Origin of the sequence: Micromonospora sp. CPCC 205554, from assembly GCF_036902745.1 — a bacterium.
Taxonomy (GTDB): domain Bacteria; phylum Actinomycetota; class Actinomycetes; order Mycobacteriales; family Micromonosporaceae; genus Micromonospora; species Micromonospora tulbaghiae.
This window is the reverse complement of record NZ_JBAKHP010000009.1, coordinates 126,453-148,218: the sequence shown is the minus strand read 5'-3', so window position 1 is coordinate 148,218 and position 21,766 is coordinate 126,453. Positions and strand designations below refer to the sequence as shown.

16 protein-coding genes are annotated in these 21,766 nt (G+C 74.1%); 12 read left to right on the top strand and 4 right to left on the bottom strand.

Annotated features, from left to right (window positions below; genetic code table 11):
• Window positions 1-70: 70 nt before the first annotated feature.
• A complete protein-coding gene (gene lpdA, locus V6U82_RS15165) occupies window positions 71-1,462 on the top strand; it encodes a dihydrolipoyl dehydrogenase (RefSeq protein ID WP_334461688.1) in 1,392 nt (463 codons plus the stop codon).
• Window positions 1,463-1,528: 66 nt separating this feature from the next.
• Complete coding sequence (gene sucB, locus V6U82_RS15160; RefSeq protein ID WP_334461686.1) at window positions 1,529-3,391, top strand: 2-oxoglutarate dehydrogenase, E2 component, dihydrolipoamide succinyltransferase; 1,863 nt, start codon at window positions 1,529-1,531, stop codon at window positions 3,389-3,391.
• 63 nt (window positions 3,392-3,454) lie between these two features.
• Here sucB and V6U82_RS15155 read toward each other — a convergent pair whose 3' ends face one another.
• Window positions 3,455-4,399 carry an SDR family NAD(P)-dependent oxidoreductase gene (locus tag V6U82_RS15155; protein WP_334461684.1) on the bottom strand — a complete coding sequence of 315 codons (945 nt, stop codon included), beginning with the start codon at window positions 4,397-4,399 and terminating at the stop codon, window positions 3,455-3,457.
• A gap of 148 nt (window positions 4,400-4,547) precedes the next feature.
• Between V6U82_RS15155 and V6U82_RS15150 the strand changes: the two genes are divergently transcribed.
• The 5 genes from V6U82_RS15150 to V6U82_RS15130 all read left to right on the top strand — a co-directional run bounded on the left by V6U82_RS15150 (window position 4,548) and on the right by V6U82_RS15130 (window position 9,568).
• Window positions 4,548-5,114: a TetR/AcrR family transcriptional regulator gene (locus tag V6U82_RS15150; RefSeq protein WP_334461682.1), complete on the top strand. Its 567-nt coding sequence runs from the start codon at window positions 4,548-4,550 to the stop codon at window positions 5,112-5,114.
• A gap of 45 nt (window positions 5,115-5,159) precedes the next feature.
• Window positions 5,160-6,494, top strand: coding sequence for a low temperature requirement protein A (locus V6U82_RS15145; RefSeq protein WP_334461680.1), 1,335 nt, complete (start codon window positions 5,160-5,162; stop codon window positions 6,492-6,494).
• Window positions 6,495-6,628: 134 nt separating this feature from the next.
• Window positions 6,629-7,576 carry an LLM class flavin-dependent oxidoreductase gene (locus V6U82_RS15140; RefSeq protein ID WP_334461678.1) on the top strand — a complete coding sequence of 316 codons (948 nt, stop codon included), beginning with the start codon at window positions 6,629-6,631 and terminating at the stop codon, window positions 7,574-7,576.
• Window positions 7,577-7,587: 11 nt separating this feature from the next.
• Window positions 7,588-8,598, top strand: a complete 1,011-nt coding sequence (locus tag V6U82_RS15135; protein ID WP_334461676.1) for an aldo/keto reductase — start codon at window positions 7,588-7,590, stop codon at window positions 8,596-8,598.
• A 70-nt stretch (window positions 8,599-8,668) separates the two neighbouring features.
• Window positions 8,669-9,568 (top strand): TIGR01777 family oxidoreductase, encoded by a 900-nt coding sequence (locus V6U82_RS15130; protein WP_128137772.1) that lies wholly within the window; start codon window positions 8,669-8,671, stop codon window positions 9,566-9,568.
• Window positions 9,569-9,592: 24 nt separating this feature from the next.
• On the opposite strand, the gene V6U82_RS15125 is transcribed toward V6U82_RS15130, so the two are convergent.
• Window positions 9,593-10,828, bottom strand: coding sequence for an extracellular catalytic domain type 1 short-chain-length polyhydroxyalkanoate depolymerase (locus V6U82_RS15125; protein WP_334461673.1), 1,236 nt, complete (start codon window positions 10,826-10,828; stop codon window positions 9,593-9,595).
• Window positions 10,829-11,001: 173 nt separating this feature from the next.
• On the opposite strand from V6U82_RS15125, the gene V6U82_RS15120 reads away from it, so the two are divergent.
• The 3 genes from V6U82_RS15120 to V6U82_RS15110 all read left to right on the top strand — a co-directional run bounded on the left by V6U82_RS15120 (window position 11,002) and on the right by V6U82_RS15110 (window position 13,923).
• The gene (locus V6U82_RS15120; RefSeq protein WP_334461671.1) at window positions 11,002-12,813 is read left to right on the top strand and encodes a DUF2079 domain-containing protein; all 1,812 of its coding nucleotides are present in this window, start codon (window positions 11,002-11,004) and stop codon (window positions 12,811-12,813) included.
• 70 nt (window positions 12,814-12,883) lie between these two features.
• Complete coding sequence (lipB, locus tag V6U82_RS15115) at window positions 12,884-13,525, top strand: lipoyl(octanoyl) transferase LipB (protein WP_334461669.1); 642 nt, start codon at window positions 12,884-12,886, stop codon at window positions 13,523-13,525.
• A 5-nt stretch (window positions 13,526-13,530) separates the two neighbouring features.
• A complete protein-coding gene (locus V6U82_RS15110; RefSeq protein WP_269704789.1) occupies window positions 13,531-13,923 on the top strand; it encodes a VOC family protein in 393 nt (130 codons plus the stop codon).
• Window positions 13,924-14,417: 494 nt separating this feature from the next.
• Here V6U82_RS15110 and aspS read toward each other — a convergent pair whose 3' ends face one another.
• On the bottom strand, window positions 14,418-15,704 hold the full coding sequence (gene aspS / locus V6U82_RS15105; protein ID WP_128137080.1) for an aspartate--tRNA(Asn) ligase: 1,287 nt from the start codon (window positions 15,702-15,704) through the stop codon (window positions 14,418-14,420).
• A gap of 412 nt (window positions 15,705-16,116) precedes the next feature.
• Between aspS and lipA the strand changes: the two genes are divergently transcribed.
• Both lipA and V6U82_RS15095 read left to right on the top strand, forming a co-directional pair.
• Window positions 16,117-17,106 carry a lipoyl synthase gene (gene lipA, locus V6U82_RS15100; protein WP_013287743.1) on the top strand — a complete coding sequence of 330 codons (990 nt, stop codon included), beginning with the start codon at window positions 16,117-16,119 and terminating at the stop codon, window positions 17,104-17,106.
• A 60-nt stretch (window positions 17,107-17,166) separates the two neighbouring features.
• Window positions 17,167-18,759: a DUF423 domain-containing protein gene (locus V6U82_RS15095; RefSeq protein ID WP_334461665.1), complete on the top strand. Its 1,593-nt coding sequence runs from the start codon at window positions 17,167-17,169 to the stop codon at window positions 18,757-18,759.
• On the opposite strand, the gene V6U82_RS15090 is transcribed toward V6U82_RS15095, so the two are convergent.
• Window positions 18,719-21,727: an ATP-binding protein gene (locus tag V6U82_RS15090; RefSeq protein ID WP_334461662.1), complete on the bottom strand. Its 3,009-nt coding sequence runs from the start codon at window positions 21,725-21,727 to the stop codon at window positions 18,719-18,721. The two genes, V6U82_RS15095 and V6U82_RS15090, sit on opposite strands and share 41 nt — an antisense overlap.
• Between the last annotated feature and the right edge of the window lie 39 nt (window positions 21,728-21,766).

The window sequence follows — 21,766 nt, the reverse complement described above, 5'->3', positions numbered from 1 at the left end:
TGACCGAGGTGGGGTGTGCCTGTTACTCCGCCGTAACCCCCGATGCAGTGACGCGACCTGGGAGTTGGATGTGAGCGAGCCGAACGACACGACCTTCGACATCGTCATCCTCGGAGGTGGTAGCGGCGGCTACGCGGCGGCGCTGCGTGCCGCCCAGCTGGACCTCTCCGTCGCGCTCATCGAGAAGGGCAAGCTGGGCGGGACCTGCCTGCACAACGGGTGCATCCCGACCAAGGCGCTGCTGCACGCCGCCGAGATCGCCGACCAGACCCGCGAGTCCGAGCAGTTCGGCGTGAAGGCCGAACTGGTCGGCATCGACATCACGGCGGTCAACTCGTACAAGGACGGCGTGATCTCCCGCCTGTACAAGGGCCTCCAGGGCCTGGTGGGCAGCAGCAAGAAGATCACCTTCGTGGCGGGCGCCGGCAAGCTGGTCGGCAAGAACGTCGTCGAGGTGGACGGCAAGCGCTACACCGGCCGCAACGTCGTGCTGGCCTCCGGGTCGTACGCCAAGAGCCTGCCCGGCCTGGACGTCGACGGCGAGCGGATCATCACCAGCGACCACGCGCTGACGCTGGACCGGATCCCGTCGTCGGCCATCGTGCTCGGCGGCGGCGTGATCGGCGTCGAGTTCGCCAGCGTCTGGAAGTCCTTCGGCGTGGACGTGACCATCGTCGAGGCGCTGCCCCGCCTGGTCGCCGCCGAGGACGAGGAGTCGTCGAAGGCGCTGGAGCGGGCGTTCCGCAAGCGGAAGATCAACTTCAAGGTCGGCAAGCCGTTCGAGAACGTCGAGAAGACCGACAAGGGCGTGAAGCTGACCATCTCCGGCGGCGACACGGTCGAGGCCGAGCTGCTGCTGGTCGCCGTGGGCCGCGGCCCGAACACCGCCGGCCTCGGCTACGAGGAGCAGGGCGTCAAGATGGACCGCGGCTACGTGCTGACCGACGAGCGGCTGCGCACCAGCGTGCCGAACGTCTACGCGGTCGGCGACATCGTGCCCGGCCTCCAGCTCGCGCACCGCGGCTTCCAGCAGGGCATCTTCGTCGCCGAGGAGATCGCCGGGAAGACCCCGGCCGTGATCGACGAGGCCGGCATCCCGCGCGTCACCTACTGCGATCCGGAGCTGGCGTCGGTCGGCCTGACCGAGGCGAAGGCCAAGGAGCAGTACGGCGCCGACAAGATCAAGACCTACAACTACAACCTGGGCGGCAACGGCAAGAGCCAGATCCTCAAGACCGCCGGCCACGTGAAGCTGGTCCGGGTGGACGACGGCCCGGTGGTCGGCGTGCACATGGTCGGCGCCCGGGTCGGTGAGCTGATCGGCGAGGCGCAGCTCATCTACAACTGGGAGGCGTACCCGGCCGAGGTGGCGCAGCTCGTGCACGCCCACCCGACGCAGAACGAGGCTCTGGGCGAGGCGCACCTGGCCCTGGCCGGCAAGCCGCTGCACGCGCACGCCTGACACGACAACCGCGGCGTCCGGCGACGGGCGATGATCCCACCAGGGGAATGAAGGAGTCTGGAGAACATGCCGGTATCGGTCACCATGCCCCGGCTCGGCGAGAGCGTCACCGAGGGCACCGTCACCCGCTGGCTCAAGCAGGAGGGTGACACCGTCGAGGTCGACGAGCCCCTGCTCGAGGTGTCGACCGACAAGGTTGACACCGAGATCCCGTCCCCCGCGGCGGGCGTGCTGAGCCGGATCGTGGTCGGCGAGGACGAGACCGCCGAGGTCGGCAGCGAGCTGGCGGTCATCGCCGGCGAGGGCGAGGACGCGGGCGCGGCTCCCACCGAGGAGGCCGAGCCGGCCACCGAGCCGACGGCCGCCGCCGAGGGCACCGGCCCCGAGCCGGAGCAGCAGGCCGAGCAGGCCGCCGCCGAGCCGGGCGCCGAGGCCGAGCAGCCGGCCGTCGAGGAGCCGGCCCAGCCCGCCGCGCCGTCGGGCGAGGGCACGCCGGTGACCATGCCGGCCCTGGGCGAGAGCGTCACCGAGGGCACCGTCACCCGCTGGCTCAAGCAGGTCGGCGAGACCGTCGAGGTGGACGAGCCCCTGCTGGAGGTCTCCACCGACAAGGTCGACACCGAGATCCCGTCGCCGGTCGCCGGGACGCTGCAGGAGATCAAGGTCGCCGAGGACGAGACCGCCGACGTCGGCGCCGTGCTGGCGATCGTCGGGGTGGCCGGCGCCGCGCCCGCGAAGGCGGAGCCGAAGCCCGAGCCCAAGCCGGAGCCGAAGCCCGAGCCCAAGCCGGAGCCCAAGGCCGAGGCCAAGCCCGAGCCGAAGCCGGAGCCGAAGGTCGAGGAGCCCACGCCGGGCGCGTCCTACAACGAGCCGGCCGCCGAGGCGGAGCAGGCCGCGCAGCCGGCCAAGGCCGAGGCGGCGGCCCAGCCGGCCGCGCCGGCCGCCACGCAGCGCCCGAGCGTCCCGGCCGAGTACGGCGAGGACGCCGCCGGGTACGTGACGCCGCTGGTCCGCAAGCTCGCCGCCGAGCACGGCGTGGACCTGGGCTCGATCAAGGGCACCGGCGTGGGTGGCCGCATCCGCAAGCAGGACGTGCTGGAGGCGGCCGAGAAGGCGAAGGCCGCCAAGCCTGCGCCGGCCGCCGCCGCGCCGGCCGCCAAGGCCGAGGCCCCGGCCAAGCCGGCCGCCAAGCCGGAGCCGAGCGCCAAGCGGGGCACCACGGAGAAGCTGCCGCGGATCCGGGCCACCATCGCCAAGCGGATGCAGCAGTCGCTGCACGAGACGGCGCAGCTGACCACCGTCGTCGAGGTCGACGTCACCAAGGTCGCCAAGCTGCGGGCGCGGGCCAAGGACTCGTTCCAGGCCAAGCACGGCGTGAAGCTGTCCTTCCTGCCGTTCTTCGCGCTGGCCGCGATCGAGGCGCTCCAGACGTACCCGATCATCCAGGCCAGCATGGACCTGGACGGCGGGACGATCACCTACCCGGCCGCCGAGCACCTCGGCATCGCGGTGGACACCGAGCGCGGGCTGCTCGTGCCGGTCATCCACAACGCCGGTGACCTCAACATGGGCGGCATCGCCAAGCGGATCGCCGACCTGGCCGAGCGCACCCGGGCCAACAAGATCACCCCGGACGAGATGGCCGGGGCGACGTTCACGCTCACCAACACCGGCAGCCGGGGCGCGCTGTTCGACACCCCGATCGTGCCGTCGCCGCAGTCGGCGATGCTCGGCACGGGTGCCGTGGTGAAGCGCCCGGTCGTGGTCAACGACCCGGAGCTGGGTGAGGTCGTCGCGATCCGGTCGATGGTCTACCTGGCCATGTCGTACGACCACCGGCTGATCGACGGCGCCGACGCGGCCCGCTTCCTCACCGCGGTGAAGGAGCGGCTGGAGGGCGGCAACTTCGAGGCCGAGCTGGGTCTGTAGATCCGAGACGGCGAGGGGGCGCGCGGCGACATGCCGCGCGCCCCCTTCGTCGTTTCCGCGGGATCAGCCGCGCAGGTGCTCCTCGGATACGGTCCAGAGCTGCTCGGCGGCCTCCGGATCGCAGGCGTACGAGGCCCAGCCGGTGCGCGTACCCGGCTGGTTCGGGCCGGCCTCCTGGCAGTCCTCGAAGTACCGGCCGCCGATCCCGTCGAGCAGCGGTGAGGTGGCGACCAGCACCGAGGTCGCCGCGCCCTGCTCCGGGGTCTTGAACGAGGCCGCGCCGCCGCCGCTCTGCGCGCGCATCCGGTCCAGCTCCTCCTCGGTGATGTAGCGCTGGAGGTTGGTCCGGATCGCGCCGGGCATCAGCGCGTTGCTGTAGATGCCGTCGTCGGCCCAGCGGCGGGTCGCCTCCACCGCGAACAGCACGTTCGCGGTCTTGGACTGCCCGTACGCCAGCCACGGGTCGTACGGCCGCTGCCGGAAGTGGATGTCGGAGAACACCACCGGTGAGCGCAGGTGGGCGGCCGAGCTGACCGAGACGATCCGCGCGCCGTCGGCCGCGGCCAGCGCCGGGCGCAGCCCGGTGGCGAGCGCGAAGTGCCCGAGGTGGTTGGTCGCGAACTGCATCTCCCAGCCCTGCTCGGTGCGCATCTCGGGCGAGGCCATGATGCCGGCGTTGTCGACGAGCATGTGCAGCGGCCCGTCCCAGGTACGGACGAACGCGGCCACCGAGGCGAGGTCGGCGAGGTCGAGCGGGGCGACCAGGATCCGGTCGTTGCCGGTGGTGCCGGTGATGTCGTCGGCGGCGCGCTGCCCGGCCTCGGTGTTGCGTACGGCGAGGGTGACGTCCGTTCCGGCGGCGGCGAGCGCGCGGGCGGTCTCCACGCCGATCCCGGAGGCGCCGCCGGTGACGACGGCCCGCCGGCCGGTCAGGTCCAGGTCGCGGACCACCTCCAGGGCTGTGGTCTCGGCGGAGAACGGGGTGGTGACTGGTGTCGGGGTTGTCATGGTCCATCCTTGTCGACGGCGACGCGGACCGATGTCCGCCCGCTACGATGAGAAGCGGAGGATCCTCCGTTACTCCACCAGCATAACCGGAGGAGGCTCCGGTTACCACGGGTGCCGGACCGGCGACCCGGCCGAGGGAGGAGGACCCGTGCCCGACCGACCGCTGCGCGCGGACGCGCTGCGCAACCGGCAGCGGCTGCTGGACGCCGCGGTCCAGGCGTTTTCCCAGGACGGCCCGGAGGTAACGCTGGACCGGGTCGCCAAGGAGGCCGGCGTCGGCATCGGCACGCTCTACCGCCACTTCCCCAGCCGGGAGGCGCTGATCGAGGCGGCGTACCGCAACGAGCTGGAGAAGCTCTGCGACGCCGCCCCGGCGCTGCTCGCGGCCCAGCCCGCCGACGCGGCGCTGCGCTCGTGGATGGACCGGTTCGTCGACTACCTCGCCACCAAGCGCGGCATGGCCGACGCGCTGCGGCTGGTCATCGCCTCCGGCGCCAACCCGTACGCGCAGAGCCGCGACCGCCTGCTCGCCGCGCTCGGCGAGCTGCTCGCGGCGGGCGCCGCCGCAGGCGTCGTACGCACCGACGTGGCCGCCGCCGACGTGCTCGCCAGCCTCAGCGGGGTCTCCCTGGTGGCGGGCGAGCCGGACCAGCGTGCCCAGGCCGGACGCCTGCTCGACCTGCTGATGGACGGGTTGCGTCACCGGCCCGGCTGACCGGAATCGGCCCGCGGCCCGGACCGGCGCTGACAGACTCGGCCGGTGGGCTCGTACGGGTGGCGGGGACGCCTGGGGCCGGCCGTGCCGGTGGCCCCGGGCGCCCGGGTCGACCGGTTCGAGATCTTCTTCGACCTGGTCTTCGTCTTCTCGTTCTTCATCATCACCCGGGCCACCGCCCTCCAGGTGACCGGCGGGGCGCTGCTGCACGCGCTGCTGGTCCTCGCCGTGCTCTGGTGGTCGTGGGTGGTGCACAGCGTGGTCGCCACCCGGGTACGCCTCGGCGAGGGCTTCGTCCCGGTGCTCATGACAGTCGGCATGGCAGCGCTGTTCACGTTCGCGCTGTCCCTGCCGCACGCGTTCCGCGACCCGCGCGGCAACGAGGCCGGGCCGATGGTCGCGGCGCTCAGCTACACCGTCCTGCGGCTGGTGCACCTGCTGCTCTACCGGCACGCCGTCCGGGACAGCCCGAACGAGCGCCGGCAACTGATCCGGTTCGCCCCCGAGGTGATCGGCAGCACCGCGCTGCTGCTGGTCGCCGCGCTGCTGCCGCCGAGGATCGACGATTTGTTCTCGGCCTCGGTGCTCCGCGACGTGCTCTGGGCCGGCGTCATCCTGCTCCAGTACGGCACCGGCATACTCGCCGGCACCTGGGGCTGGGGCGTCTCGTCCGCCGAACACTGGACCGAGCGGTACGACCTCATCCTGATCATCGCGCTGGGCGAGTCGGTCATCTCCGTCGGCGTGGGCAGCAACCTGCTCGGCCAGCCGCCCACCTGGCCGGCCGTGGCGGCGGCGGTGCTCGGCATCTTCTTCACCGCCGCGCTCTGGTGGGCGCACTACGACATGGTCGGGCCGGCCGCCCGCATCGCCCTGCACGCCGCCCAGGACGGCCCGCGGGTGGCGATGGCCCGGGACGCGTACGCGTACCTGTTCCTGCCGATGATCGCGGGCATCATCCTGTTCGCACTCGGCGCCGAGACGATCGTGCACGGGATCGCCGACCCGAACGTGCCGCCGAGCGAACCGGCACACGGCCCGGGCGTGCCGCTGCTGTTCGGCGGCGTCATCTGCTACCTCTGCGGCAACATGCTGTTCCAGCTCCGCACGCTGCGCACGGTGAGCTGGACCCGGGTCGGCGCGGTGCTGCTGCTCGGCGTGACCATCCCGGTCGCGGAGCGGGTGCCGGGGCTGGCCGCGCTGGGCATCCTGACCACGATCACCGTCGGTATGGTGGCCGCCGAGGTGATCGTCTTCGCGGAGGGCCGGCAGGCGCTGCGCAAGCTGGTCTTCGAGGAGCGCACCAGCCACGAGGCGCACGAGGCGGCCTGGCGGGCCCGCTGGCACGAGCAGCCCGAGGACCGCGGCGAGAACGGGTGAACCACCTGCCCGCCGCCACGCTGCGCCGCTCCCCCGCCGACCTGGCCCGCCTCGACGTGACGTGACGTTCGGCCGTCGGCAGAATCGGCGCGTACGGGGTGGCCCACCGCTGCGTGCGCGCCGATGCTGGGCCGATGGCGACCTTCTCCGTACAGGCCCAACCCACCGACGCGGCGAGCTGGACCGAGCTGGCCCGTACCGTCGAGGCGGCCGGCTTCGACGCGCTGTTCGCGGCCGACCACCCCGGCGACTGCGCGTCACCGTTCGTCGCGCTGGCCGCCGCGGCGGCCGTGACCAGCACGCTGGGCCTCGGCTCGTACGTCTCCAACGCCGGCGTCCGTGAGCCGATCCTGCTCGCCGCCGACGTGGCCACCCTCGACGTGGTCTCCGGCGGGCGGGCCCGGTTCGGCGTCGGCGCGGGCCACACGCCGGCCGAGTGGCGGGCCGTCGGGCGCGAGCGCCCGGACGTCGCCGGCCGGGTCCGCCGCTGCGTCGCGGTGACCGAGGCGGTACGGGCGCTGCTGGCCGGCGACGAGGTCACTGTGGACACCGGGGAGCTGACCTCGCACGCCGCCCGCCTCAAGGCACCCCGGCCGGTCCAGGACCGGATCCCGCTGACCGTGGGCACGTCCAACTCGACGTTGCTGCGCTGGGCCGGGAGGCACGCCGACGTGGTCGGCCTGGCCGGCCTGGGCCGTACCCTGCCCGACGGCCACCAGCACACCGTCCGGTGGCGGGCCGACCAGATCGAGGCGCAGCTCGCGTGCGTGGCGGCCGGCGCCGCCGGCCGGGACACCCCGCCGGTCCTGGAGGCGCTCGTCCAGCACGTCGCGGTCTCCGACGACGCGGAGGCGGCCGCCGCCGGGACGGCCGCCGAGACCGGGCTCACCCCGGCGGAGGTGCTGGCCACCCCGTTCGTGCTGGCCGGGACGCCCGACGAGATCGTCGCGGCGGTGGCCGGGCACGAGCGCCGCTGGGGCGTCACCCGCTTCGTGGTACGCGCCGGGGCCGTCGACGCGCTCGCCCCGCTCCTGCCCCGGCTGGCGGGAAAAGAGCTGGACTTCGAGCACACTCGAAAGTGAACACTGTGCGCATGACGACGACACGACGGCTGGGCCGCAGCGGCATCGAGGTCAGCGCGATCGGCATGGGCTGCTGGGCGATCGGCGGACCGCTCTGGGACGGCGCCCAACCGCTCGGCTGGGGCGAGGTGGACGACGACGAGTCGGTGCGTACCGTCCACCGGGCCCTGGAGCTGGGCGCGACGCTGTTCGACACCTCCAGCAACTACGGCGCCGGGCACAGCGAGCGGGTGCTCGGGCGCGCGCTGGCCGGCCGCCGCGACGCGGCGGTCATCGCCACCAAGTTCGGCTACCCCACTGACGAGGCGACCCGGCAGGCCCTGGGCGAGGACGCCACGACGGACTACGCCCGGCGCAGCCTGGAGGGTTCGCTTCGCCGGCTCGGCACCGACCACGTCGACCTGTACCAGCTCCACCTGGGCGGCCTGCCGGTGCCGCAGGCACTGGACCTCCTCGGCACGCTGGAGGACCTGGTCGCCCAGGGCAAGATCCGGGCGTACGGCTGGAGCACCGACGACCCCGCCTCGGCGCGCGCCTTCGCCGAGGCCGGAACGCACTGCGCGGCGATCCAGCACGACCAGTCGGTGCTGCGGGACAACGCGGCCATGCTCGCGGTCTGCGCGGAGTTCGACCTGGCCGCCCTGAACCGGGGGCCGCTGGCGATGGGCCTGCTCACCGCGAAGTACCAGGACGCACCGGCCGCCCGGGGCGACGACGACGTGCGCGGTGCGGCCCCGGAGTGGCTGGACTGGTTCGCCGGCGGTGTACCGCGCGCCGAGTGGGCGCAGCGGGTGGCCCGGGTCCGCGAGGCGCTGACCGCCGACGGCCGCACCCTCGCCCAGGGCGCGCTGGGCTGGCTGCTCGCCCGCAGTCCGCACACCCTGCCCATCCCCGGCTGCCGGACCGTCGCGCAGGCCGAGGAGAACCTCGGCGCGCTGGCGTACGGGCCGCTGCCGCAGGACGCGTTCGCCGAGGTGGAACGCCTGCTCGCCGATCTGCGTACCGCCCCGGCCGACGCCTGACCGGGGGCGTGACGAGTGAGTGATTTCGCTCAAGGCATCCGAATCGCGTTCCGTACTCGAAGATGTGAGCATGCGGATCCTCATGGCCGGCGCGTCCGGTTTCCTCGGCACCCGACTGGTCGACTGCCTCACCGCGGACGGCCACCAGGTCACCCGCCTGGTCCGCCGTCCGCCGCGCACTCCCGTCGAACGGCAGTGGAACCCGTCCGCCGCGCAGCTCGACCCGCAGTGCGTCGCCGACGCCGACGTGGTGGTGAACCTGGCCGGTGCCGGGGTGGGCGACAAGCGCTGGAACGACGAGTACCGGAAGCTGATCCGGACCAGCCGGGTGGACAGCACCACCACGCTCGCCATCACGATCGCCGGCCTGCCCGCCGCCGACCGGCCCGCGGCGCTGCTGAACTCCTCCGCCGTCGGCTGGTACGGCAACACCGGCGACCGGACGGTGACCGAGGAGGCGCCGGCCGGTGAGGGGTTCCTCGCCGACGTCTGCCGGGTCTGGGAGGCCGCGACCCGCCCGGCCGAGGACGCCGGCGTACGGGTGGTACGCCTGCGTACCGGACTGCCGCTGCACCGCGACGGCGGCCTGCTCAAGCCGCAGCTGCTGCCGTTCCGGCTCGGCGTCGGCGGCAAGCTGGGCAACGGGCGGCAGTGGCTGCCGTGGATCTCGATGCGGGACTGGCTCGACGCCGCGCGGTTCCTGCTGTCCCGCGACGACGTGGCCGGCCCGGTGAACGTGGTCGGTCCGGCTCCGGTCACCAACGCCGAGTTCACCCGGGAGCTGGCCCGGCAACTGCACCGCCCCGCGATCATGCCGATTCCGGCGCTGGCGCTGAAGGTCGCGCTCGGCGGTTTCGCGCAGGAGGCGCTCACCAGCGCGCGGGTGCTGCCCGGTGTGCTCGACAAGGCCGGCTTCTCCTGGACGCACCCGGACCTGCCGGGCGCGCTGCGCGCCGCCCTCGACGAGTGAGCGAGGGCGGCGCGACGCGGCGGATCAGCAGCCGATCACCCAGTACGCGGGCCCGGTCTGCTTCAGCGTGCTCGTGTAGAAGGTGTTGTAGAGGCCCATCCGCTGCCCGCTGCCGAGCGCGTAGGCGTACCCGCCGGACTGGTAGGCCCGCCCGGCCACCACGTGCGCGTAGTTGCTGGCGGTGACGCAGACCGGCGCGCCGGTCGGCGAGGGCGAGGCGGTCGGCGACGCGGTCGGGGTGGGCGACGCGGTCGCCGTCGGGGTCGGGCTCGGCGAGGCGCCGCCACCGCCGAGCCCGAAGAAGACCGCGTCCCGGTACGTCGAACAGATGGTGTCGAGGAAGTACGCCCCGGCGGTGCCGCACTGGTCCGCGCCGGAACCCGGGTCGACGGGGGTGCCGTGGCCCATCCCGGAGACCCGGTAGAGGCGGACCTGGTCGCTGCCGTATACCTCCAGGCTCGTCCCGGCCGGCAGCGTGGACGTGCTGGTCGGGGTGGTCGAGACGCCCAGCACGTTGGTCCACTGGTCCCGCGACTCGACGGCGTTCGCGGTCGCCACCGTGGTGTCGCTGGTGCCGTGCCAGATCGCGACCCGCGGGCGCTTGCCGGAGTAGCCGGCGTACGCGCCGCGGACCAGGTCGCCCCACTGCGCCGGGGTCTTGTCCACGCCCGGGTTCATGCAGCTGAACGCGGTGACCGTGCTGGTGGCGCAGCGGTACGGGATGCCGGCGATGATCGAGCCGGCGGCGAAGACGTCCGGGTAGGCGGCGAGCATGGCCGCGCTCATCGCCCCGCCGGCGGAGAGGCCGCTGACGTAGACGCGGGCGCCGTCGGTGCCGTAGGTGTTCTTGGCGTAGTCGACCATCTGCTTGATCGACAGCGCCTCGCCCTGGCCGCGGGCGGTGTCGCCGGTCTCGAACCAGTTGAAGCAGGAGTTGGCGTTGTTGCCGCTGGGCTGCTGCGGCGCGATGAGCGTGAACTTCCACTGGTCGGCGTACTTCTGCCAGCCGGAGTTGGCGACGTACGTCGAGGCGTTCTGCACGCAGCCGTGCAGCAGCACCACGGCGGGCGCGCCGGCGGGCAGGCCGTCCGGGCGGTACGCGTACATGGCCAGGTTGCCGGGGTTGGAGCCGAACCCGGTGACCTGGGTCAGCGAGGCGGCCTGGGCGGGAAGGGCGGCGACCAGCGCGGTGGCCGCGGCCAGCACGACCCCGGCCGCCGCCCCGGCGACGCGGGCGATGAGGGATGAGGAGCGGGGCACGGGAACCTCCCGATCGTGGAATGTGAACTGAGTCACCTTCGGGTTGCCGCGACGTTACGGCCGCGTTTCGTCACACCGGAATGGCCGCCACTCACACATTCACGACCACCGAAGTGTGCGGCGAGTTCCGTGTCCGGGCGGTCTGCCCAGGTCCGGTTGGTAACGTCCGCTGCGTGCCCTCCTCCCCGTCCCCGGCCGCCGGCCCGGCGCCGACGCGCGTCCGCGACCGGCGCGCCGACCTGCTGGTCACGCTCGCCGCGCTGGCCCTGGCCCTCTGGGTGACGAGTGGCCTGTGGCGGGATCCCAACAGCCGCGCGATCACCGTCAACTCCAGCGACCAGGCGCTGTTCGAGTGGCTGCTGGCGTTCGGCGGGCACGCGCTGACGCACGGGCAGAACCCGCTGTTCACCACGTTGATCAACGTCCCGGACGGGGTGAACCTCGCGGTCAACACCTCGATCACCGTGTACGCGGCGGTCTTCGCGCCGCTGACGTACCTGATCGGGCCGCCCGCGACGTTCCTGGTGATCCTCACGCTGAACCTGGCCGCGACGGCGGTGGCCTGGTACTGGCTGCTCAGCCGGCACCTGGTGCGCAGCCGGCTGGCCGCCGGTGTGGGGGCGTTGTTCATCGCCTTCTGCCCGGCGATGGTGTCGCATGCGAACGCGCACCTGAACTGGACCGCCGGATGGCTGGTGCCGCTGCTGATCTGGGGCGTGTTCCGGCTGCGCCGCCCGGGCCGGGCGGTCACCGGCGGGATCGTGCTCGGCCTGCTGGTCGCTGTCGCGTTCTCGATCGCCGCCGAGGGGCTCTTCTTCACCGCGCTGGCGCTCGGTGTGTTCCTCGCGGTGTGGGCGCTGCACCCGGCCCGCCGGTCCGAGGTGCGTGCCGCGCTGCCCCGGATGGCGGCCGGGCTGGGCGTGACCGCGCTGGTCGCCGGGGTGCTGCTGGCGTACCCGCTCTGGCTGCACTTCCTCGGGCCGCAACGGTTCCACGGCACCGGGTTCGACCCGCTGATCCACTCCGAGGACATCGCCGCGTACGGGTCGTACCCGCGCCGGTCGCTGGCCGGCTGGGCCGGGTGGGGCACCTCGCTGGCACCAAACCCAACGGAGGAGAACTCGTTCTTCGGCGTACCGCTGCTCCTGCTCGCGGTCGCCTGCTTCGCGCTGCTGTGGTGGCGCGCGGACCGGGCGTTCCGGGCCACGCTCGCGGCGCTCGGGGTGACCGCCGTGGTCTTCTCGGTGCTGTCGTGGGGGCCGACGGTGAAATGGAACGGCCGCCGCTTCGACCAGACGTTGCCGTTCGGGGTGCTGGACAACCTGCCGGTGATCAACGCGGCGCTGCCGTCCCGGCTGGCGCTCGTGGTCGCGCCGGTCGTCGGCCTGCTGCTGGCGTACGCGATCGACACGCTGCGCGCCCGGCCGCCCCGGCACCGGGCGAGCGGGCTCGCCTGGGCGCTCGGCTTCGTCGCCGCGCTGCTGCCACTGGTGCCCACCCCGCTGTTGACCAGCGTCCGCGAGCCGATTCCGCAGTTCATCACCAGTGGCGCCTGGCAGCGCTACGTCCCGCCCGACGGGGTGCTGACCCCGCTGCCGCTGACCGTCGACGTCTACCCGGACGGGCAGCGCTGGCAGGCGTACGCGCTGGCGAACCGGCAGGGCGAGTTCCGGATCCCGTCCGGGTTCTTCCTCGGGCCGGGCGGCCCGGAGGGCCGGGGCCGGATCGGCCCGGTGCCGCGCACCTTCGACTCGCTGATGGACCAGGCCGGCCGGACCGGGCTGGTGCCGATCATCACCGACGGCAGCATCCGCGAGTCCCGGGCGGATCTGCGCTACTGGGGCGTCCAGGCGGTGGTGCTGCCGGACCGGGTGCACGGCGCCAAGTTCGACGTCGACGAGGAGGCGCTGCGGCGCACCGCCACCGCGCTGCTCGGCCCGCCCGAGCGGGTGGAGGACGTCTGGCTGTGGCGGGTGCCGGCCTGATCGTCGCCGGGGCGCGATGGCGACGAGGCTCACGGGTCCGGTTCCCGGAGGGCGGGACTAGGCTGGACGGGTGAGCGTGACGACTTCCGGGCTGACCGCCGTCCGCGCCGGCCTGCTCGACTACCAGGCTGCCTGGGACGAGCAGCGCCGGCTGCACGAGGCGGTGGTGGCCGGCGAGCAGGGCGACACCGTGCTCCTGCTGGAGCATCCCAGCGTCTACACCGCCGGCAAGCGCACCGAGCCGTGGGACCGGCCGATGGACGGCACGCCGGTGGTGGACGTGGACCGCGGCGGCAAGATCACCTGGCACGGCCCGGGGCAGCTCGTCGGCTACCCGATCGTCCGGCTGCCCGACCCGGTCGACGTGGTCGCGTACGTCCGGCGCACCGAGCAGTTGCTGATCGACGTCTGCGCCGAGTTCGGGCTGGACGCCGGGCGGGTCGAGGGACGCAGCGGCGTGTGGGTGCCGGAGGACGACCGGGGCCCGGCCCGCAAGGTGGCCGCCATCGGCATCCGGGTGGCGCGCGGCGTCACGCTGCACGGCTTCTCCGTCAACTGCGACTGCGACCTGGGCTTCTTCGACCGGATCGTGCCCTGCGGCATCCGCGACGCCGGGGTCACCTCGCTGACCGCCGAGCTGGGCCGGACGATCACCGTCGCCGACGTGCTGCCCGTGGTCGAGCGGCACCTGCCGACGCTGACGCGGGTCTGAGGCCGGTGCGGCTCGACCTGGTCACGCTCGTCGTGGCCGAGTACGACCCGGCCATCGCCTTCTTCACCGAGGTGCTCGGATTCGAGCTGGCGGAGGACAGCCCGTCGCTGACCAACGACGGCCGGCCCAAGCGCTGGGTGGTGGTACGCCCGCCGGGCGGCGGCACCGGCCTGCTGCTGGCCCGCGCCGACGGCGAGCACCAGGCCGGCGCGGTGGGCGACCAGACCCACGGCCGGGTGGGCTTCTTCCTTCAGGTCGACGACTTCGAGGCGGTGTATCGGCGGATGGTCGACGCGGGCGTCGAGTTCGTCCGGCCGCCCCGCACCGAGCCGTACGGCCGGGTCGCGGTCTTCCGCGACATCGCCGGCAACCCCTGGGACCTGCTCGGCCCGGCCTGACTGCTCACCTCCCCCCCTCCCCCTCGCCCCCGCCCCTTACCTCTCGCCTCTCGCCCCTCGCCCCGCTGCCCGAGCCGCCCGCCTGGCCCGTCCGCGTGGTCCGGCACCCGGCCACCGCGCATCCACTCGGCGCGCGGTGGCCGACCGGTCCGGATCGCCGCCCGCCCAGGACCGCCTCACCATTTGTCACGGTGAGTGACAAGCACGCGTCCACGGCATGTGACCTCCCGCCGACTTTGCTCTGCAGCCGGATCCGCAACGGTTACTACCGGTCGAACGTTGCGTCATTGGCTGCAGAGCAAAGTGCGCGGACACCCTTCCCTACCGCCCGACGGCCGTTCGCCATAATCCCTGCTCAGCAAGGTTCCTCGGCGCCAAGGGCATCTCAGCGACCCCGGACACTACCTCACCGAGCGTGACCGCGGACCTGCGCGCCCTCTCATCACTCTCAGTGGTCACCCGAGTCGGTTGCGGAGGGCCGCGGCTCGCCGCCGTCAGGGCGTGAGGCGGTGCAGGTCGCGCGGGAAGGCGGTCACCTCCCGGACGTTCGCCGCGCCGGTCAGCCGCGCGACGAACCGCTCCAGCCCGATGGCGAAACCGCCGTGCGGCGGCATGCCGTGCCGGAACGCGTCCACGTACCCGGCGTACGGCTCGACCGGCTCGCCCCGCGCCGCCAGGGCGGCCAGGTAGTCGGCGTGCCGGTGCAGCCGCTGTCCGCCGGTCACCAGCTCCACGCCCCGGAACAGCAGGTCGAAACCGTTCGAGTACGCGGGCCGGGCCGGGTCCGGATGGGTGTAGAAGGGGCGCTTCGCCATCGGGTAGCCGGTCACGAAGAGGAAGTCGCTGCCGTGCTCGCGGAGCGCCCACTCCCCCAGCGCCCGCTCGTGCGCCGGTGCCAGGTCGGGTTCGTCGGCCGGTGCCCCGGCGATCTTCAGCGCGTCGGTGAAGTGCACCGCCGGGATCTCGGCCGGCACCGCCGGCGCTGTCACGCCGAGCGTGGCCAGCGCGCCGCCGGTCCGGTCGGCGACGGTCGCCACCATCCCGGCCAGGGTGCCCCGCAGCACCGCCATCACGTCCCGGTGGTCGGCCACGAATCCCAGCTCGACGTCGAGCGACGTGTACTGGGCCAGGTGACGCGCCGTGTCGTGCGGCTCGGCGCGGAACACCGGCCCCACCTCGTAGACCCGCTCGAAGACACCGACCATGAGCTGCTTGTAGAACTGCGGCGACTGGGCCAGGTAGGCGGGCCGCCCGAACCAGTCCAGCGCGAACACGTTCGCCCCGCTCTCGGTGGACGACGCGACCACCTTCGGCGTGTGCACCTCGACGAAGCCCTGCCCGTCGAGCGTGGCCCGGAAGCCGGACACGGCCGCCGCCGAGATCCGCAGCGCGGCGGATCGGCTCGGGTGCCGCAGTGCCGTCGGCGCGTTGTCGAGCTGAGTGGGCAGGCCGGCGGTGAGCACCGGCCGGTACAGGTCGAACGGGGGCGGGACGGCGGGCGGCCCGAGCGGACGTACCGTCGGCTCGACGACCTCGACCCCGGCGGGCGCGGCGGGGTTCGCCACCACCGTGCCGACCACCTCGACGACCGTCTCCTCGGTGAGCGCCTCGACCTGCTCCCGCACAGCGGGCGCGGCGACCACCACCTGGGCGAGCCCGGCGGCGTCGCGGACGATGAGGAAGGCCACCGACTTGAGCAGGCGGCGGCGGTGGACCCAGCCGGCGAGTCGCACGGTGGCGCCCACACGGGCGGGGAGTTCTGCGGACAGGATGCGTTGCACGACGACTACCTCCTTGACCAATCGCAACGCGATCCCCAGGGAGGTGTGGGCGAGCGGGAACCTCGCGGTGCCACCACACCTTCGCCCCCGCCGGGGCGGGAGCCTCGTTCGTCGCCTTTTCACCGGGGCCGGCCGGGCGGGCTCTACTGGGCGCGAGGCGCTGTTCTTCCCGCAGCTCGGGAGGGTCTTCGCGGGCCGGCGCCAGACCGCCTCGCAGCAACCGGCGGCTCTCTCGACTGGCGGATCGGACCGTTACTCGGCTCCGTCACAGCTCTGCCCGGCACGCTAGCACCGCGCCCGCCACACTGTGACCGGGTTTTTTCACCCCTGGTGTCCGGTGTCACAGCGATTCCGGCGTGACGGCCGTCGCCCACGTTCATCGACCGGCGCCGACCGGCGTACGCTCGGTTTTGTGACGATCGAGCAATCCGCGCCGACGACTGAGCAGCCAGCGCGCACCGCGACCGTCGCCCCGGAGGGGCGGCGGATGCTGCGGATCGAGGCGCGCAACGCCGAGACGCCGATCGAGCGCAAGCCGCCGTGGATCAAGGTGAAGGCCAAGATGGGCCCGGAGTACACCCAGTTGCGCGGGCTCGTCTCGCGCGAAGGGCTGCACACCGTGTGCCAGGAGGCCGGCTGCCCCAACATCTACGAGTGCTGGGAGGACCGGGAGGCCACGTTCCTCATCGGTGGTGACCAGTGCACCCGGCGCTGCGACTTCTGCCAGATCGACACCGGCAAGCCGGCCGAGTTCGACGCCGACGAGCCGCGGCGCGTCGCCGAGTCGGTCGCCGCGATGGGTCTGCGCTACGCGACCATCACCGGTGTCGCCCGCGACGACCTGCCCGACGGCGGTGCCTGGCTCTACGCCGAGACGGTCCGGCAGATCCACGCGCTTCAGTCCGGCTGCGGTGTCGAGCTGCTCATCCCCGACTTCAACGCCGTACCCGAGCAGCTCGCCGAGGTCTTCGGCTCGCGGCCCGAGGTGCTGGCCCACAACGTGGAGACCGTGCCGCGCATCTTCAAGCGGATCCGCCCGGCGTTCCGCTACGAGCGTTCGCTGGACGTGATCCGCCAGGCGCGGGCCGACGGCCTGGTCACCAAGAGCAACCTGATCCTCGGCATGGGCGAGGAGCGCGCCGAGGTGTCGCAGGCGCTGCGCGACCTGCACGAGGCGGGCTGCGAGCTGATCACCATCACGCAGTACCTGCGCCCCTCCCCCCGGCACCACCCGGTGACCCGCTGGGTCAAGCCGGAGGAGTTCGTCGAGCTGCGCGAGGAGGCCGAGGAGATCGGCTTCGCGGGCGTGATGAGTGGTCCGCTGGTCCGCTCGTCGTACCGCGCGGGCCGCCTCTACCAGCAGGCGCTCGACGCCCGCCGGGAGGTCACCGTCGCCGGCTGAGGCCGGCCGACCACCGCGTCACCCGCCGCCGGCCACCCGCCGGATGCCATGATCACAGGCATGACCGCCGGGGTACGCGAGGAGCCACGCGAATCGGTGCGCCCTCGTACGCCCCGGCGGCTGCCGTTGCCGACCCTGCTCGCCCTGCTCGTCGGGTTCGCCGGGGTGGGCTACCGGCTGGCGCTGCTGTTCGCCGACGTGCCGCCCACGAACAGCGACGAGGCGACGATGGGGCTGGCGGCCCTGCACATCGCCCGCGGCGACGGCTTCCCGGTCTGGTTCTACGGCCAGGCGTACATGGGCACGCTGGAGGCGTACCTGGCCGCACCGCTGGTCGCGCTCGCCGGGCCGTCGGTGCTCGTGCTGCGGCTGCCCACGCTGGCGCTGTACGCGTTGTTCCTGCTCCTGTCGTGGCGGCTGACCCGGCGGCTCGGCGGTGACCGCTGGTACGCCCTGCTCGTCGTCGCCGTGCTGGCGCTCGGCGCGGACCGGGTGGTGAAGAACCAGCTCATCGCCGGTGGCGGCTATCCGGAGCTGAACCCGGCCGGTGCGGCGCTGGCGCTGCTCACGGTCGGGCTCTGCGTGACCGGGCCGGGCGCGCGGCTGCCCCGCTGGGCGGCCTGGGGGCTGGTCTCCGGGGTGCTGCTCTGGGTGGACCCGCTGATCCTGCCGTACGTGCTGACGCTCGGCGCGCTGCTCGTGGCCCGGCGCCGGCGGGAGCTGGCCGGCCGGGCCGGGGTGGTGCTGGCCGGCGCGCTGCTGCTGGGTGCGGCGCCGATGCTCACCGACAGCATCCGGCACGGCCGCAACCCGGTGGCCGCGGTGCTGGCCGCGGGTGGCTCCGGTGCTCCCGCGGACTGGGCGGACCGGCTGCACGGCGCGCTGGTCCTCGGGCCGCCGCTGGCGATGGGCTTCTGCTCGCCCGGCCGGTGTGCCACCTGGCAGCTCTGGTGGGCCGTCGCGTTCCCGGTGCTGCTGGTGCTCGCCGCGCTCACCGCGTGGCACGCCCTACGCCGCGCTCCCGGCGGTCCGGGCTCGGCCGAGCGGGTGTCCGCCGGGGTGCGGCTGGCACTGCTCGGCGGCGCGGCGGGGGTGCTGGCCGCGTACGCGGTGAGCAACGCGGCCGGGCAGACGCCGACCGAGAGCAGCCGTTACCTGTCGTGCCTGGCGGTCGCCGTGCCCGCCCTGCTCTGGCCACTGTGGCGGGCCGCCCGCCGGCCGACGACCCGGGTGGCGGGGATCGCGGCGGCGACGGTGCTCGCGGGCGTGCTCGGCACCGGCGCGATGGCCACAGTGGACGTGATCCGGGCGGCGCCCGACGTGCACGCCGAGGCCGACCGGCACCGGTCGCTCGTGGACACGCTCGGCGCGCTCGACGTCCGGCACGTACGAGGCGGCTACTGGACGTGCAACCGGCTCACCTACGCGACGGGCGAGAACGTGGTCTGCGCCGTGGTCGACGACGACCTGAGCCCGGGTTTCGACAGGCTCCCGGCGTACCGGCGGGAGGTGGCGGCCGACCCGGGCGCGGCGTGGGTGGCACCGGCCGGCTCGCCGCTGGCCGCGCGGCTGGACGAACGCCTCGGCACCGAATCCGGCGCGCTCGACGTCGTCACGGTGGCCGGCTGGCGGATCTACCTGCCGCGCCGCTGACGCAGACGCGGCGCGCCACCGGGCCCGACGCTGTGCCGGCGCGCCACCGGGCGCGGCGCTGTGCCGGGGCGGGCGGCGAAGCGTCGAGCAGGCCGAGGCGGTGGGCCAGCGCGGCGGCCTCGACCCGGTTGGTCACGTCGAGCTTGGCGATGATCCGGGACACGTGCACACTCGCCGTCTTCGGCGAGATGAACAGGCGCTCGGCGATCCGGCTGTTGCTGTGCCCCTCGGCGACCAGCCGCAGCACCTCCTGCTCCCGGCTGGTGAGCAGGTCCGGCCCGGGTCGCCCGGTGCCCCGCAGTCCCACCCGGCGGGCCAGCGTCGCCGCCTGCTCGCCCAGCGGGGTGGCGCCCAGCCGGGCGGCCAGCTCGGCCGTCTCCCGTACCGCGGCGGCGACCTCGTCCCGCTCGCCCGCCGCCGCGGCCGCCTCGGCCAGCCCGAGCAGCGCCCGGCCCAGCGGGTACGGCTGCCCGGCCGCCCGCCACGCCGACACGGCCTCCCGCCACGCGGCGAGCGCCTCGGCGGGAGCGGCGGACCCGGGCCCGATCAGGACGGCGGTGACGTGCGCCGCGTGGGCGTGCTCGGCCGGGTGCCGGGCGGGCAGCGCGGCGGCCACCGCCGACACCTCGGCGGCGAGCGTCGCGTCCCCGGTCGTCGCGGCGGTACGCGCCAGCGCGTTCAGCAGCGGCCAGCCCTCACGCGGCAGGTCGGCCAGGTGCGCGTCGGCCAGGGCGGCGCGCGCCGCGCGTACCGCCTCCAGCTTGTCGTCGGCGGCGAGCGCGGCCTCCACGCGCAGCTCGTGCAGCGGCAGCCGGTGGTTGGGCCACAGGTAGGGGCGGCTGAGGAACGCCAGCGCCCGCCCGACGACCTCGTCGGCGGCGGGATGGGCGCGGGCCAGGTGGAGCCCGGCGCGCAGTTGCAGCCAGTGCAGCCCGGAGACGCCGGGCGGGTCGATGCGGGCCGCCTCGGCGCAGGTCGCGTCCGCCTCGTCCCAGCGGCCCAGCGCGATCAGCGCCTCGGCCCGGTTCGACAGCAGGTACGCCCCGATCGAGCGGCTGATCCCGACCCGGCGCGCCTCGGTCACCCCGGCCGCGGCCGCCTGTTCGGACTCGTCGTAGCGGCCCAGCTCGTAGAGCACGTCGGAGAGGAAGACCAGCGCGCTGACCAGGGCCCACGAGTCACCGGCGGCGCGGGCCCGCGCCTCGACCCGGCGCAGCTCGGCCAGCCCGCGCTCCGGCGTGCCGTCGAGGCGGTGCAGCAGGGCGATCCGGGTTGGCAGCAGCACCAGGTCGGTGCCGACCTCGGACGCGCCGGCCGCGGCCTCGGCGGCGACCGAGGCGGCCTCGCGCGGGTCGACCTTCATCAGGTGCGACGCGATGTCGGCCAGCACGGCGAACCGTTCCGGGCCGTCGGGGGCGCCGGCCGCCAGCCGGTACGCCTCGCGCAGCTCGGCCGCGCCGTCGCTCTTGCCGAGCAGCGCGAACAGCCGGCCCCGGTGGTCGAGCAGGCGAGCGGCGCGCAGCGGCTCGGCGTCGGAGTCGACCTCGGCCAGCGCGGCCCGGGTGAGCGTGAGCGCCCGGCTGAGGTCACCGGCGGTGACCGCGGCGGTGAGCGTGTCCTCCAGCACCCGCAGGTGGTCCATGCCGAGCCGGTCGGCGGCGTCGGGCACCTGCTCCCACAGTTCGAGGACGCGCTCCAGCAGCCGGCTCTGCTCGGCGTACGCGTACCGTTCGGCGGCCGCCTCGGCGGCGAGGCGGGCGGCGGTGAGCGCACGTGGGTGGTCGTGTGCCGCGTACCAGTGGTGGGCGATCTCGGCCGGGGCGCGACCGGCGGCGACCAGGTGGGGCTGGGCCTCGATCGCGGCGGCGTACCGGGCGTGCAGCCGCGCGTGCTCGCCCGGCAGCAGATCGTCGTGCACGGCCTCGCGGACCAGCGCGTGGCGGAACTCGTAGTCGCCGTCCGGGTCGGCCACCACGAGCTGCCCGGCGACGGCGGCGCGCAGCGCGTCCTCCAGTTCGGCCTCGGGCAGGCCGGCCACCTCGGCGAGGAGCTGGTGGGCGAAGCGGGTGCCACCGGCGGCGGCGATCCGCAGCACCCGCTGGGCCGGCTCGGGCAGCCGGTCGACGCGGGCCAGCAGCAGGTCGCGCAGCGTCTCCGGGATGGCCGCGCAGCCGACCGGGCCTCCGGCGGCGGCCAGTTCCTCGATGAAGAACGGGTTGCCCTGGGTGCGTTCGTGCACGTCGTCCACGGTCCGGGCGAACTGCTCGGTGCCGAGCAGGTCGGCCAGCACGGCGGCGGTGCCGTCGCGGTCGAGCCGGCCCAGCTCGATCCGGTCCACGCCACGGACCCGGTCCAGCTCGGCGAGGAACGGCCGCAGCGGGTGGCCGCGGTGCAGCTCGTCGGTGCGGTACGTGCAGACCACCAGCAGGCGGGTGGCGCGGGCGGCCCGCACCAGGAAGCCGATCAGATCCCGGGTGGACCGGTCGGCCCAGTGCAGGTCCTCGATCACCAGCACCAGCGGGCGTTCCTCCGCGATCCGCCGGAACAGGTCGGCGACCAGGTCGAACAGGTAGCCGCGCGGGGTGTCGGCGAGGGCCGGCCCGGCGGGCGCGGCGACGCCTGCGGGCATCCGGGCCAGCTCCGGCAGCAGCCGGGCGAACTCCGCCTCGTAGCCGGCGAAGGCGGCCGGCCCGTCGTGGCGCAGCACGTCGCGCAGCGCGGCGGCGAACGGGGCGAACGGCAGGCCGGCCTCGCCCAGCTCCAGGCACTGGCCGACGAGCAGGCGCGCGCCGGCGGCGTCCACCTGCGTGCCGAACTCCTCCAGCAGCCGGGTCTTGCCGACACCCGCCTCGCCGCCGACGAGCACCGTCGCCGCCTCGCCGGACCGGGACCGGGTCAGCGCGTCGCCGAGCGCGGTCAGCTCGGTCCGGCGGCCGACGAGGACGGTGCTGGCGGCGCGTACGGTCACGCCGTCGAGCATGCCACGCGCCCCCGACGGCCCGACCGG